This window comes from uncultured Jannaschia sp. (assembly GCF_947494055.1).
In the GTDB taxonomy this organism is placed as follows: Bacteria; Pseudomonadota; Alphaproteobacteria; order Rhodobacterales; family Rhodobacteraceae; genus Jannaschia.
In genome coordinates this window covers 25,903-39,638 of sequence record NZ_CANLTR010000032.1, presented here as the reverse complement: position 1 = coordinate 39,638, position 13,736 = coordinate 25,903, and the positions used below count along the sequence as shown (strand labels likewise).

The window sequence follows — 13,736 nt, the reverse complement described above, 5'->3', positions numbered from 1 at the left end:
CTCCAAGCCCAGTCCAGACAGGGCAGAGTGACACTTCTGATTTGCTCACGGGTGACAGTTTAGCTTTGCGGCTACAACTATATGGATAGTAAGCTGTATTATGTATTAAAAATTATCTTTTTAGTACAAAAGAACAGCTGCGGTGACCGTCAAAGCTGACATCTGGCTAAAGGTGCTTGGCAAGGATATATGACAGGATAGACAGGCTATCTTGCCATCTGCTACAAAGGTAACCGATCTTGGAGGCTGTGCACGGAATGTCTGTATTCGATCGTTCGCACCGCACGAAACTCTACCGCAACGGCGCGTCACAAGCCGTTCGGATCCCGAAGGATCTTGCCTGGCCCGAGGATATCGAAGTCGAGCTTACCCGCGAAGGCGATGCGGTTGTGGTGCGTCCGGTACGACGCTCTCTCGCCGGTCTAGGGGCGGCGCTCCGCCAGATGGGACGGGGCATGGACGGGTTCGAGCGCGACGAGGGTGCCCATCAGGCCCGGGAATGGTCCGAACCGTCGGATCGATAGGTCAGCCCTATGGCTGTGGCCCGTTACATGCTGGACACGAATGTGCTTATTCACGCCATGCGTGGAGCGGACGACATCCTGATTGAACGCATGGAGGCCTGTCTTGCCGGTGAACTCGTGATTTCAGCGATCACGCTGGGAGAGCTCGAACATGGCTGGCGCGCGGGACATGGAGATCGAGAGGCAGCCAGGCCATTTCTCGCGCTGGTCCCGGTGCTGCCGTTCGATGCCAAGGCGGCTGAAGGTTTCGGTGCGGTGATGGCCGGATTATCCAAGCCCAAACGCCGAACCTACGATCGTCAGATCGCCGGGCATGCGTTGTCGCTCGGGCTTGTCGTGGTCACGTCGGACGCAAGCGGCTTCGCAGGTATAGCAGGCCTTCAGGTCGAAGATTGGAAAGCACGATCCGACGGATAGGGCGCGAACCTTATGATACTAAGACCCGTAAGAAGTTAGTTTATGTATATTCTGTACTTTTAGCTTGCGCCTTTCTTAGAAGTCGATGCTGCATGCGCCGACGTCTTTGATTACATCGAGCGGTTCTACTATCCAAAGCAGTGGCACTCGAAACTGGGTTATCTCAGTCCAGTTCAGTTCGAGGTACGCACCTTGCTACTTTAACCGGCCGCCCAAGGAACCGGCAGCAGGCCATGCATCGATCGTGTAGTCGATTGGTTAAATAGTAGCGTTCGTGGGAGCGATGCAGAAGGTTGCAAGATCGGCGCGAGGGGAGATTGCGATATGATGATCTACGGCTTGCCTACCTGTGCGATGTGTCAGAAGGCCCGCAAAGCGTTCGAGGCCGAAGGCATGGAGGTCACTTTTCGGGACATCCGGGCGGAGCCCTTGAGCGAGGCAGAATTGTCCGAGCTGTCGGCAGAGTTCGGCGACCGGCTCGTAGATCGCAAGTCGAACGACTACCGAGCGCTCAACGACTGGCTGAAGAATTCGGAGGTAGAGGCGCAGATCGCGGCCCAACCTAAGGTCATGGCGCGTCCGGTGATCCGCGATGGGAACAAATACTATCTGGGCTGGGGCGAGGCTGTTCAGGAGGCTTTGCTCCGGCGATGATATTGTACGCCGGTAGGCGCGGTCCCGCATTCCGGCCACGCTGCACCCGTTCGACGATCTCTTGTTTCCCGGGGCATATCGAGATTGCGGATCGGGATCGGCGTGCGTCGGCGAGGCGTCCAGAACTTTCCCCCCGGGTCCGCGCGCCAGGGCGACACCCGGCTCGTTGCCGGGCGGTCCGTGGTATCTCTCGATGGGTATCGTTGCTCTCTCCATTGGAGGCACCGTGGCCGGAGGTGGCCCAACATTACCCGGCCAGCGAGAAGAAATGCGTCTTGTCATTGGCATGGCGTGGCTCAATGCTGCCCGAGACCGGGTCGACGTCCCGAACGACATCATGCAGGGTTCGACGTGAAGTACGCCCTTTTCGCCGCCATTCTGCTCGCGGCTGTTCCCGCAAGCGCCCAGGACACCGGGAATGTGCTTGCCCGCTTTCTCGAAGCGCGGGGCGAGAACATCGAAGCCTGTTTCAAGGATCTTCCGGAGATGGAGGCATCCCTGCGCGATGCCGAGTTCAGGGGGGAGAAGACCAGCGGTCCGGTTGCGCCACGAAGGCTGATTGTCGCGTTCGATGCCTCGGGCTCTATGGCCGGTACCATTGGCAACGTCACCAAGATGGAAGCCGCACGTCAGGCTGTGGGGGCGCTCCTTGAGGGGGTGCCGGAGGATGTCGCTTTGGGTCTCGTAGCCTTCGGTCACAGAGGCAACAACGAGGACTCGGGACAACGCGAGAGTTGCGCAGGGGTCGAGACGCTCGTGCCGGAAACCCCGGGCAACGGCGCGACGCTGCGCGAGCGGATGGACGGCCTCGAGCCCACCGGGTGGACGCCGCTCGCCGCGGCACTGGAAGCGGCCGGGGCGGAGCTTGCCGCGTCCGAAACGCCGGGGGAACAGGTCGTCTACGTCGTGTCGGACGGCGAGGAGACCTGCGGCGGCGACCCGGTCGCCGTGGCCCACGCACTTCATGAGAGCGACGTCCGTGCGGTCGTCAATATCCTGGGCCTCGACCTGCCTGCAGAAGAGCGGGCGCAGCTTGAAGCCGTCGCGGCAGCTGGCGGCGGTTTGTTCGCGTCGATCGAGTCCGAGAGCGACTTGGCGCGCAGAATCGAGGAGATGCGACGGAGCAACGCGAACAACTTCGAAATACAACGCACCCGGAACCAGGCATCGTTCACCCAACTCCGGAATAACAACAAGACATTCGGTGCTTTGCTAAGCTTGGATAATTGCATTGGAGGCCGGTCCTTGCGCGAAGGCAACCGGGTGCGCAAATGGGTGCGGGAAGAGGGGATTTCGGCGGAGGCCGAACAAGCCTTGCGTGATGACCTGGCGAGGTCGCACGTGGCCTACAAGGCCCGCGCCGCAGAGATCCGAGCGAACGCCGAGGGCCTTCGCGAGGAGGCGAATACGGCCGTCCAGCAAAAGATGGACGAGGCAGAGGGCGATTACGACCGCCTGCGCTGAGGATGCTGAGCTGATCACCAAACCTTGGACAGTATCCGGGGTGATTATACTACTGCCTGCGCCCGCTGATCGGTTTCGATACAGGAGGCGATAGACTCGGGTCTTTCTTCGCCGCAAGACGCCCGGGATGGGATACAACCGTCCCGGACTTGTCTGTTATGGCGTCAGACCGCTTCGAGGTTGCGCGACCGCTCTGCCAGATCGGACATGAATTCGTCAGAGCCGTAGATCTTGTCGAGCGCACGATCGAGCTTCTGCGTCGCATCGTCTTCGCCAAGCGCCTCGGCGAAGGCCTTGGCCGTGCCGAACCCGGCCATCCCGTAATGGCACATCCGCTGATACTGGGCGATGATGGCGACATCGAGCACCGCGCCCTCGAGGTCGCTGTCGAGCGCGTGCTTCCGGGCTTCCTCGACCAAGCCTTCCATCCCCTTGCAATGCTCCTTATCAACCTCGAGGCCGGCCGCATCGAGAAGGGATTTGAGCATTTCGGTATGCTTGTCGATGCCGTCCTTGGCTTTCTCAAGCTTGTCGGCCAAACTCTTGTCACTGGCCTTGCTGGACATCTTCCACACCGCCTTGGCCATCTGGTCGTTGGCAGACCAAAGGTCTTGCAGCTCTTCCTCGTAAAGATCCTTGAGAGTCGACATTTTCGTCATCCTTTCTCATTTGCACCAGGCCGACGTGGGTTCGCGTCCCAGAAGTACGCAGCCGTACACCAGGAAAATCTTGTAAGCAGCCAGTCGACGTCACGTCCTTCGCACACATTAGAACGGCATGGTGATCCTTAATTCTGGACAGCGGCGCTATGACAGACTCATCAGAGGAGTGATTTTCGGATGAGAGACGTGGAAGCTCAAACACCGAAGGAGCAACTGCGGTCGCAGCATGCGGCGCTTGCCAATTTCAGTCTGTTCGCCTTTCGATGCGAGCGGATCGACGAGCCTCTTCGCCGGCTTGCTGCACGGACCGGTCAGTGCAACGGGGTCGGCCGCCCTACCGGATCGATTACCGATGTCTTCGAAACCACCGCTTTTCGAGATGCTGGCACCGGGAGACCCCTTTGATGGGTCCCCCTTCAACTTTGCGGCCGGTTGTTCGGCCGCTGCGAGCCCAATCCTTTATCTTGCCCCAGCTATCGCAGCCTCCGTTCGCTGGCAGCCTAGCGGTCGCTTGCCCAATCCATGATGGCGCTTCCCACGCTGCCGGCCGCCTCGAAGACGGCGGCGTGGGAGCCGCCGGGAACGATGGCCAAGTCGGCATCCGGAATGGCCTCGACCATTTCACGAGCTGTCGCGATCGGGTAGAGCGAGTCCTCAAGCCCGACAACAACGAGCGTCGGAACGTCAATATCACTCAGCAGGTCGGTGAAATCGGGACGTTCGGCCAGCGCGACCGCACCGCCGATGAAGGCTTCGACGCTCGAGCTTTCCATGACGGCCGTCAGGTAATCCACGATCGCGGGCTCGTTGAGGCGGGTGTCGCCGGTCAGCATGTCCGGGATGAGGGTCGGGATGATCGGTTCCTTGCCCTGATCGCGCGCGACATCGGCGGTGCCCTGCCAGAGGCCGGCTTCAGCCGGGGTCGCCGCAGCGGCGATCGTGTCGATCAGGATCATCCCGTCGAACCTGTCGGGGGCCGTCTCGTACATCGACAGGGTGATCGGGCCGCCCATCGACATACCGCCAATGATCGCCGTTTCGAAGCCGACCTGATCCATCACGGCCAACGCGTCCTCGGCATAGAGGGCGATGTCTTCCGGCGTCTCCGGTGCTTCGCTCTGGCCGTAGCCGCGATGATCGACCGTCAGGACCGTGTAATCCTCGTCGAGCGCATCCCGGACCCGCGCGAAGAGCGCGCCCGACAGGGGATAGCCGTGAAGCAACACCATCGGGGGACCGTCGCCTGCGACCTCGTAGAAGAGGCGCGCGCCGTCCGCGGCTTCGTAATATTCACCGACACGATCCGATGGCGCCTGCAGCGCATCGACGGCCGCCACCTCCAGCATCTCGGTCACCACTGCGGGATCGGTCCCGCCGGCCTCGGTTTGCGCGATCACGGGCGTCGCGGCAACGCCAGCGACAAGAATGGTCCAGGTCATCGAATTCATACGGCTCTCCCATGGTTCGGCACCGGAATATCGGCGCGCCGTGGCGTTAACCGTATATCAATCGTCCTGTTCCCGCTGAGTTCGCTCGGTACGAAACCGTAGACCGTATCGCTCCCGCTATCGTCGATCGCCTTCGGCTTGATCGGCTCACCGGCGCCTTGCTCAAGGAACAGCGGCCGGACGTTCTGGGTAGAGCGTACCCTTGGGGAAAACCAGACCGGACGCTCTTCGATCAGGGCCCGCCCCTCGACGACCAGTTCGACCTCCTGCTCTTCCAGACCGCTGCTCACCCCCCAGCCGTGAATTGACGCGCGATCCATTGCCGCTCACCAAATAGCGGCCACGACGGATGCGGGTCTGCCTTCCAGTTGACGTGTCGCGAGCTTCTCCTTCCGGACAGGCCGACGCGGCATCTTGGCTCTGTCACCAGGCGCGCGATACTCCCACCCTTCAGTGAGAACCGACCTCGCCAGCGCCGGGATTGCACGGTTTCGCACCGATCCGGGAAACGCGACGTTTGGGTAAGCGGTCCCGCCGACCGGATCGGGGTCTTCGGATCGGAGAACACGTCCGCCTCTAAACCTTACAGACGATTGAAAAACATTCGTCTGACAGCGTGGATGCGGAATTGAATGGTCCGCACCCGATGCGGTCGATCAAAGCACGAATTCAGGTAGTGTCTCAGTTTGAAATTAGCAGGCGCTTGACGATGATGGGCAACTGCCACACATCAACTCGTGGGACACGATCGGGAGGATCGGTCCTATCTCTTGCGCGATCCGCTGGCCGATCTGTGCTAACGTGCGTTTGCAAGGCAGCTCGCTGGGCGGCTGAAGTCACAGTCCAGCACGACGGAAGGAGTCTGTCCAATGCCCAGAGGACCGCAAGGCCAGAGGCGCCCAGCGGACGTGATCGGCAACGCTGTTCACATTGCCAAGATCGCGACCGGCGAACAGGAAGAAACGACGTTACAGCAACCGGCCAAGCGCAACAGCGGTTTGGCGGGTGCGAAAGCACGTCAGGAAAGCACTACGCCCGAGCAGCGAGAGGAGATCGCCCGCAGGGCCGCAAACGCGAGGTGGGAGTGATGTTGTTAACTCGTCCCAGATGGGGATTGGCAGAACGCACTGCCAACGATCTTACGCGAGATTACAGTTCTCCACCCATTCCTGTACTTGAAATCGCTGAACGGTCGGGCGTGAATGTGATTTTCGAAGACTTTGGGGGGCATTCGGAGAATGTTTCCGGGTTCTGCGATTTTGCAAACGCTCGGCTTTATGTGAATGAATTTGATCTCGCGGAACGGCAGAGCTTTACTATGGCGCACGAGCTGGGTCACTGGCTTCTCCATAGGGATTTCTATCGCTCCCATCCCGACGAATATCCTGTTCTTCCACGGTTCTCGGACCCAAATAGAGAAGACCCGAAGGAAAAAGAAGCGAACAAATTCGCTGCGTGCCTTTTGGTGCCCGAGCGATTGCTGCGCCCCGTAAAAGGAGCGCCAGTTAGTTCTCTGGCCTCTGTGTTTGGTGTTTCCCGCACCATGATGGAGTTTCGAGTAAAAAACATCTCTTAATGTCAGAAGAAAATACTAACCCGCCAACGGGCCGAATCAAACCTGAAGATGTCCTGCGGGGAATAGGCCAATCTTCTAGCCGACACGCAGAAGCATCAACGGCTGAGCGATCTTATATAAGGAAATTTACGAAGGCGTCGGTATCTTCGCAGGTCTCTTATGAGCACCTGAAGGGCATTAGAGATCACTACAGTCATAAAAAGAAGTGGTCATGGTTATTGATGGGCGCGATAGCTGGCATGATTGTTTTTCAAGCCGTTCTGCTTTGGAAGGTGGGCAAGGGCCAGCTCGATTTTGCAAAATACGAATGGTTACTTCCCGCCTTGCTGGTCCAAAATCTAGGTCAGGTTGTCGGGCTTGCCGTTTATGCCGTTCGCTACCTTTTCAGTGATATCACAAGTCAGAAAGCAGACTGAACTTTTTGCTTGATAAGTGACCCGTTGCATCCTATGTTGGGTGCATGAACAAGTTGCCCACACAGAAGCGCGTAATGATCCTGAACATGCTAGTCGAGGGCATGTCGATGCGCTCGATCAGTCGCACGGTCGGCGTCTCCATCAACACCGTTACCAAGCTGCTGGTCGAAGCTGGGGAAGCCTGCGCTGCCTATCACGACGAGACGGTCCGTGACGTGAAAGCGGCACACGTCCAATGCGACGAAATTTGGTCGTTCTGCTACGCCAAGGACAAGAACGTCGCGACCGCCAAGGCCGCGCCGGAAGGCGCTGGCGACGTGTGGACCTGGACCGCCATTGACCGCGACAGCAAGATGATCCTGTCGTTTGAAGTTGGCGATCGGTCGGGCGCGACGGCAATCGAGTTCATGGACGATCTTCGCGCCCGCCTTGCTAACCGGGTGCAACTGACCACCGACGGACACAAAGCGTATCTGGAGGCCGTCGAAGGCGCGTTCGGCGCTGACGTGGACTATGCCATGCTGGTGAAGCTCTACGGCGAGCCTACGGGCCGGAAGGGTCACGAGCGCAAGTATTCCCCTGCCGAGTGCACCGGCGCTCGCAAAGAACTGGTCACCGGTCAGCCTATCAAAGAACTGGTGAGCACGTCGCATGTCGAGCGTCAGAACCTGACTATGCGGATGGGAATGCGCCGCTTTACGCGTCTGACGAACGGGTTCAGCAAGAAGCTGGAAAACCATCTGCACATGCTGTCGCTCTACTTCGTGCATTACAATTTTGTGCGGACGCATAAGTCGCTCCGCATGACCCCTGCGATGGCGGCTGGCGTCTCCAATACGCTGCACGACATGGAGTGGATCGTTGGCCTGATCGACGCCCGCGCGCCGAAGCCGAAGAAGCGTGGGCCGTACAAAAAGCGCGTCGCCGAATAATATCGAGCCCTTAGAGTTACTTAAGGACTCTTGAATAAGCTACTGATTCTGTTATTCAATTTACATGGACATGACATACAACCTTAACGGCGGGTTCAAGCCGACGACGAAGCGGTTCGCCGACTTAGACGGACCCGACTTCTTTCCCACGCCCGCATGGGCAACCCATGCCCTGATCGACAATGAAGCCTTTCAGGGCGACATATGGGAGAGCGCTTGCGGGAACGGTGCAATGTCTGACGTTCTTGCCCAGGCATCAAACTCAGTCAGAAGCTCGGACCTCTACGACCGGGGGTTCGGGGAGTCCGGCATAGACTTCTTGAATACGTCGCAGAGCACCGACAACATCGTCACAAACCCTCCGTACAATGCCGCTGAGGGTTTTGTAAAAACCGGGCTCGTAGCCGCCAAGAAAAAGTTCGCTCTACTGCTTCGGCTTGCCTTTTTGGAAGGCGCCAACCGGCAGCGCTCAATATTCTCGGTTTCTCCTCCCTCACGAGTCTGGGTTTTCAGCGAGAGGATTACTTTCTATCCGGCGGGGGCCACTGTGAAGGGTACCGGCACCACCGCCTATGCTTGGTTTGTCTGGGATAAAGACGCCACCGGAACCGAACTGAAGTGGTTCAAGCCGGGATACAAGGCTACGTACTCCTAGCTGATGTATCGGCGCCCAGCGTCCGTGATCTTGTAGCCACCCCGGGGCACGTGTGTCAGCCATCCTTCGGCGATTGCGTTGCCCTCGGCTTCATGGTGAGATCTGATGTTGCGGACGATCTGATGCCACATCGGTTCTCCGTTCCGTGTCTGGGATGGCTCCCTATCGGATTTCGTTAGAGCAATTTCGTTTGGGATTTCAGCATATAATGCGTCAAAGGTCGCAATGCCGTCCGGCTTCCTGGAGGCTATGCGCATAACCGCCTTGGCTATGTCGTGCTCACTGGTAATCGTCATCTTGTTCTCCACGCTGACCGCAAGTCAGCATGACCCGGTAGCTTCTGTGAAGCAGAAATTTCAAACTGAGACACTACCCGAATTCAGGGGATGCGGCCGATGCCCCTTCCGCCTGATCAGCGGAACCTCGCAAGCAGTTCGGCGGTTCCAGACCACGCAAGCAAGGCGGCATAAAAGACAGTAGCAAGAGTGAGTTGGCGTCCACCGGCTTGTGTCCGTGCCTGCCTTTCGTAGCTCCGTCAAGCGACCGGAATAGAACCACCGAGAAGGAAAACGACCGATGACCGAGTTCGACTCCAACCGCCGCGCGCTCATGGCCGGGGCCGCAATGACAGGCGCTGCAGCAGCCACCGGCGCCGCCTTCGCCCAGACAGACCAGTCGGGCGGTGGCGAAGCGCCGATGACGTCGCAAGCCGCCGATTTTCCGAAACCGCCCTATCCTCGGCAGCAGCAGCCCTGGCCCGGCCTCGCGCAAGAAATGGACCCGCAACCCGATCACGGTGAGGAGACCTATCGTGGCACCGGTCGACTGCAGGGAAAGCGCGCCCTCATCACGGGGGGCGACAGCGGTATAGGCCGTGCGGCGGCGATCGCCTTCGCCAAAGAGGGCGCGGATGTCGCGATCTGCTATCTCGAGGCCGAGGAGCCGGATGCCCAGGACGTCAGGAGGGTCGTTGAGAACGAGGGGCGCACGTTTGCAGCCTTTCCGGGCGACCTGCGCGACAAGAGCTACACCACCGGCCTGCCGCAGCGCGCCGTCGAGGAACTCGGCGGGCTCGATATCCTCGTCAACAATGCCGCTTATCAGCAATGGGTTCCGGGGCTCGAGGACCTGTCGGACGAGCAGTTCGAGCAGACGATGAAGACCAATCTCTACGCGATGTTCTGGCTTACGAAGGCGGCCCTCCCGCATCTCCGGCCCGGCGCCGCGATCATCAACACCTCAAGCGAGGTCGCAGCGTCCCCGCCCGAGATCCTGATCGATTATTCGATGACCAAGGCGGCGATATTGTCGTTCACCACGACGATGGCGAAGAACCTCGCCTCGCGCGGCATCCGGGTGAATGCCGTGACACCGGGCCCGATCTGGACACCTTTGCAGGTATCCGGCGGACAGAAGCCCGAGAACCTGCCGCAATTCGGTGCGAGCACGCCCATCGGGCGCGCCGGACAGCCGGTGGAACTCGCCCCGCTCTACGTGGCGCTTGCGGACCCCGCGTTCAGCTATTCGACAGGCCAGGTCTTCGGGGCGACCGGCGGCGATCCGCAGCCGGCAGGCTGATCGCCTTGGATCGTAGCGGCTTCCGGCTCCCTGGAGGGGCCGGAGGCGGTGATCGTTCCCTTCGGGCGTCACGGTCGGCCGCCGGAAGTGTCCAGCCGCGGCGATGCCGCCGCTAACCCCGAGGACCGCCGGCCTGCCTTCGGGGACGCGACGCCGCTCTGGACCGATCCAGCACTTGGCACGGAACAATTTCGGGTGAATCCCGATCTGCCGCGGCGATAGCGCCTTGCCCGGAGCCAGCAATCACCATTCGACTTCGTTCAGACCGAACATAATCGTCTGAACGGCCTCGCCTGCCTGGACATTTCCCAGGTTCCTTTCGGTCATAGGCCGCTTCGCCGGTCGCACAACCCGGCACAGGACGTCCGCGACCGGGCCTTCAATGATCATGCCAGGCTGTCCGGGCGAAATAGGGGGCGGTTCGACCACCCACTGAACTGCCTATGACGATCTGCTCAACTCATCCGTGAAGAACGACAATGGTTCAGAATAGTGTTCTCAGGGACTGCCTAAATCTTTCGGTTTTAGTCACTACCATCGAGTGCAGCCGTACGCTGCGCCATTTTCGAACGACCGCGGCGCGGGACGGAATGATCGTTCGTTGCGGTGGCCCGAGCGGCTGCATCCGACAATTCCGTCTGAATGAGTAGATGGTCATGCAGGCCTGAATCGTTGCGTTCGTTCTTGATGGAGCCGGGGCCTGCCGTTAGGGCGCTCGGGAACCAGCCAGACTTGCAACCGACCTGGGTGGCTCACTCATGTGCAATGCTGGTCCGGTTGGGCGCCAAACATTCGCAGCCGGTGTCACAGGATCGAAGGCGGGCATCACCATGATTGGACTGGCAGATGCATCGCTTTTGCTGGTCGTCGCGATCTTCGCCGTCTCGGCTGGATGCATCGGCGTGGCCGGTTGGCGGCTGTCCCTGGTCGCCGACAAGCTGGCCGACCGGACGGGAATGGGGGAGATCATCGCCGGCGCGCTGTTCGTCGGCGCTGCCACCTCGCTACCGGGCGCGATCACCTCGGTGACCACCGCGCTCCAGGACGCGCCGAGCCTCGCGGTCGGCAACGCATTGGGCGGGCTCACCGCGCAAACGGCATTCATCGCTGTGGCGGATCTGTTCTACCGACGCGCCAACCTCGAACACGCAGCGGCCAGCACAACCGGGCTAGCGCAGGGCGTGCTGCTGGTCGCGCTGCTGGCGGTGCCGCTCATTGCATCCGTGCAGCCGCCGATCACGGTCTGGGGCATCCATCCCGCCTCGCTGCTGATCCCCGTCGGCTACGGCTTCGGGCTCAAGCTGCTCGCCCGGATCCAGGACGAGCCGATGTGGAACCCCGTGCAGACCGACGAGACGCGCGAGACAGTGTCGGATCCCGACGAGAGCGAGAACGCGACCTCGGACCGATCGCTCTGGCTTCGGTTCTTTCTCTACGCCGGCGTGACCGCGGCGGCGGGCTACTTCATCGGCGAGTCCAGTATCGCGCTGGTCGACAAGACCCCGCTATCGGAATCCGCCGTCGGCACCCTCTTCGCGGCCGTCGCGAACTCGTTGCCCGAACTGGTGACCGCGATCGCCGCCGTACGCATAGGCGCCGTCAGCCTCGCGGTGGGCGACGTGATCGGCGGCAACGCCTTCGAGGTGATGTTCCTGTGCGTGGCCGACTTCGCCTATGACGGCTCGATCTACGAGGCGATGACCGACCAGGACCGGACCACCGGCCTGATCGCGATGCTGATGACGGCGGTGCTGCTGCTAGGGATGCTGCGCCGGGAGAAATTCGGGATCGGCAAGATCGGCTTCGAGAGCGCGCTCGTGCTGCTGCTCTATGCCGGTTCGGTGGCGCTGCTCTTCGTGTGAGCGTTGGTTCCGCGACCGTGGCGCCGCCCTGTCGAAGCATAAGGTGCCGGCTCGGCCGATGCCCGAGCGCAACCCGTGCCCGACCGATCGGGGCGATGCGTGGCCGGCTTTGCGTCCGCATCCCCGGGTCGCCGAACGCGCCCGCCACACGGAAGCGGCGCCGTCGATCCCCCGAGCACGCTGACCCGTCGTGCGGAGCGCTTCCAAACGAGGGTCGGACGAAGCGGCCAAACAGTCGGCGTGCGACTTCGATCGGGGCGGGCTCCCGGCCATCCGCCACATGACGTGCGAACAGCTGCTTCGGCGAGGTCGCCAACCGGAGCCAAGACTTTTTTCCGTTCGCTCGAACCGGTTCTTTCCCGGGAACCGGGGGACCGCATCTGTGCGTTCGGAGCCGGCGGTGTACGCTGCAACGTGGGCTCCGAACCAGGTTCATCAACGGAAGCGGTCGTTCTGTTCATATCGAGGATAGTGAAAGCCGCCGCCGCCGACTTGCGACGGCAGAAGCGACAGGTCCTGCGCGTCGCGCTGCAGACCGGCGCCGCGACGCTTGCCGCGTATCTGCTGATCGACCGGATCGCCCCGGTGCATCTGTCCTGGGGCATCATCTCGGTCCTGTTCACCATCGGCGTGAGCTCCGACCTGACCTACAGGAACGCGATGGGCCGGCTCGCCGGCGCCACGATCGGCGCGTTCGTTGGACTCGTCGCGACCTACGCGCTCGGCGGGCCGGTCATCCTCGGCCTGATCCCGGCGGTGGTCGTGACGAACATGATCGTCACGGTCCGGCCGAGCCTGCGCTACGCCACCGTGACGGCCGCGATCCTGTCGCTCCAGCCGATGCCGGAACTGGCCGACACGATCGGCCGGATGATGGCGATCTTCACGGGAACGATCATCGGCGCCGCCGCCGGTTTTCTCGTCTGGCCAATGCGGAGCCGGCGCCGGGTAGAGCTTGCCTTGGGCGACGCGCTCGACGATTGCCGCGAGTTGCTCGAACTCATCGACCGGGGCGTGACGACGGACGACCACCACGAGCGGGACGCGGTGCATTCGCGGTTCCTGGGGCATCTCGAGGCGGCCCGGGCCCGCGTCCGGGAGACGCGGTTCTCCTCGCGGTTGCGCTCCGGGGCCGGCCTGCGCGACGCGGTGCGGGGGGTCGAGTCGCTTTGGCACGCGCTCATCGTGCTCGACCGCGCCGTGCGGGAGGAGCGGCGGGAAATCAGCCAAAACACCCTCGAAGAGCTGCGCCCCCTGGCGGACGAGGTCCGTCGGCAGGCCGCGGACTACCTGACCGGCCTCATCGAGATCGCAACCTCGCCCGAGGCCGCTGCGCCAGCCTCGGACGGACTCTGCGAAGCGACCCGGCGGGCGCGATTGCGGCTGGCGGAACTGGCCAGGCGGGAGGCGTCGGAATGGCCGCTGCAGGCCCGGGCCTTGCAGGCCGCGGCCTTCGGGGTGGACGAGACGGAGCGGCAGTTACTGGCCCTGGGCAAGGCGTTGATGCATCGGCCCGGTCCGGACGAAGGCAGCAAGTCCTAGGGCACG

The 13,736-nt window shown here is 61.4% G+C and carries 15 protein-coding genes and 1 pseudogene; 13 read left to right on the top strand and 3 right to left on the bottom strand.

The features are described 5' to 3' along the window. Positions 1 to 257: 257 nt before the first annotated feature. The 5 genes and pseudogenes from Q1A87_RS18010 to Q1A87_RS17990 all read left to right on the top strand — a co-directional run bounded on the left by Q1A87_RS18010 (position 258) and on the right by Q1A87_RS17990 (position 3,059). Positions 258 to 524 (top strand): hypothetical protein, encoded by a 267-nt coding sequence (locus Q1A87_RS18010; RefSeq protein WP_299654484.1) that lies wholly within the window; start codon positions 258 to 260, stop codon positions 522 to 524. Positions 525 to 551: 27 nt separating this feature from the next. Beyond that, on the top strand, positions 552 to 941 hold the full coding sequence (locus tag Q1A87_RS18005) for a type II toxin-antitoxin system VapC family toxin (RefSeq protein ID WP_299654481.1): 390 nt from the start codon (positions 552 to 554) through the stop codon (positions 939 to 941). Positions 942 to 1,025: 84 nt separating this feature from the next. Further along, a pseudogene (locus tag Q1A87_RS18000) lies at positions 1,026 to 1,145 on the top strand (IS3 family transposase); the annotation flags it as partial. Between the two features lie 120 nt (positions 1,146 to 1,265). Beyond that, positions 1,266 to 1,595, top strand: a complete 330-nt coding sequence (locus Q1A87_RS17995; RefSeq protein WP_299654478.1) for an ArsC/Spx/MgsR family protein — start codon at positions 1,266 to 1,268, stop codon at positions 1,593 to 1,595. A gap of 351 nt (positions 1,596 to 1,946) precedes the next feature. Then, positions 1,947 to 3,059: a VWA domain-containing protein gene (locus Q1A87_RS17990; RefSeq protein ID WP_299654475.1), complete on the top strand. Its 1,113-nt coding sequence runs from the start codon at positions 1,947 to 1,949 to the stop codon at positions 3,057 to 3,059. A 164-nt stretch (positions 3,060 to 3,223) separates the two neighbouring features. Here Q1A87_RS17990 and Q1A87_RS17985 read toward each other — a convergent pair whose 3' ends face one another. From Q1A87_RS17985 to Q1A87_RS17975, 3 genes are all read right to left on the bottom strand, one after another. After that, positions 3,224 to 3,709 carry a DUF892 family protein gene (locus tag Q1A87_RS17985; protein ID WP_299654472.1) on the bottom strand — a complete coding sequence of 162 codons (486 nt, stop codon included), beginning with the start codon at positions 3,707 to 3,709 and terminating at the stop codon, positions 3,224 to 3,226. Between the two features lie 512 nt (positions 3,710 to 4,221). After that, positions 4,222 to 5,169: an alpha/beta hydrolase gene (locus Q1A87_RS17980; protein ID WP_299654469.1), complete on the bottom strand. Its 948-nt coding sequence runs from the start codon at positions 5,167 to 5,169 to the stop codon at positions 4,222 to 4,224. Beyond that, positions 5,166 to 5,489 carry a hypothetical protein gene (locus tag Q1A87_RS17975; RefSeq protein ID WP_299654466.1) on the bottom strand — a complete coding sequence of 108 codons (324 nt, stop codon included), beginning with the start codon at positions 5,487 to 5,489 and terminating at the stop codon, positions 5,166 to 5,168. The genes Q1A87_RS17980 and Q1A87_RS17975 overlap by 4 nt, the downstream gene beginning before the upstream one ends. A gap of 588 nt (positions 5,490 to 6,077) precedes the next feature. On the opposite strand from Q1A87_RS17975, the gene Q1A87_RS17970 reads away from it, so the two are divergent. From Q1A87_RS17970 to Q1A87_RS17935, 8 genes are all read left to right on the top strand, one after another. After that, positions 6,078 to 6,257, top strand: a complete 180-nt coding sequence (locus tag Q1A87_RS17970) for a histone H1 (RefSeq protein ID WP_299654463.1) — start codon at positions 6,078 to 6,080, stop codon at positions 6,255 to 6,257. A gap of 26 nt (positions 6,258 to 6,283) precedes the next feature. Next, positions 6,284 to 6,745, top strand: a complete 462-nt coding sequence (locus Q1A87_RS17965; RefSeq protein ID WP_299654460.1) for an ImmA/IrrE family metallo-endopeptidase — start codon at positions 6,284 to 6,286, stop codon at positions 6,743 to 6,745. After that, positions 6,745 to 7,161, top strand: a complete 417-nt coding sequence (locus Q1A87_RS17960) for a hypothetical protein (protein WP_299654457.1) — start codon at positions 6,745 to 6,747, stop codon at positions 7,159 to 7,161. The genes Q1A87_RS17965 and Q1A87_RS17960 overlap by 1 nt, the downstream gene beginning before the upstream one ends. A 44-nt stretch (positions 7,162 to 7,205) precedes the next feature. Then, complete coding sequence (locus tag Q1A87_RS17955) at positions 7,206 to 8,093, top strand: transposase (protein WP_299654454.1); 888 nt, start codon at positions 7,206 to 7,208, stop codon at positions 8,091 to 8,093. 70 nt (positions 8,094 to 8,163) lie between these two features. Continuing rightward, the gene (locus tag Q1A87_RS17950) at positions 8,164 to 8,748 is read left to right on the top strand and encodes a hypothetical protein (protein WP_299654451.1); all 585 of its coding nucleotides are present in this window, start codon (positions 8,164 to 8,166) and stop codon (positions 8,746 to 8,748) included. Positions 8,749 to 9,444: 696 nt separating this feature from the next. Continuing rightward, positions 9,445 to 10,326 carry an SDR family oxidoreductase gene (locus tag Q1A87_RS17945; RefSeq protein ID WP_299654488.1) on the top strand — a complete coding sequence of 294 codons (882 nt, stop codon included), beginning with the start codon at positions 9,445 to 9,447 and terminating at the stop codon, positions 10,324 to 10,326. 830 nt (positions 10,327 to 11,156) lie between these two features. Beyond that, positions 11,157 to 12,188: a sodium:calcium antiporter gene (locus Q1A87_RS17940; protein ID WP_299654448.1), complete on the top strand. Its 1,032-nt coding sequence runs from the start codon at positions 11,157 to 11,159 to the stop codon at positions 12,186 to 12,188. Between the two features lie 471 nt (positions 12,189 to 12,659). Then, positions 12,660 to 13,730 carry an FUSC family protein gene (locus tag Q1A87_RS17935; RefSeq protein WP_299654445.1) on the top strand — a complete coding sequence of 357 codons (1,071 nt, stop codon included), beginning with the start codon at positions 12,660 to 12,662 and terminating at the stop codon, positions 13,728 to 13,730. Positions 13,731 to 13,736 lie beyond the last annotated feature (6 nt).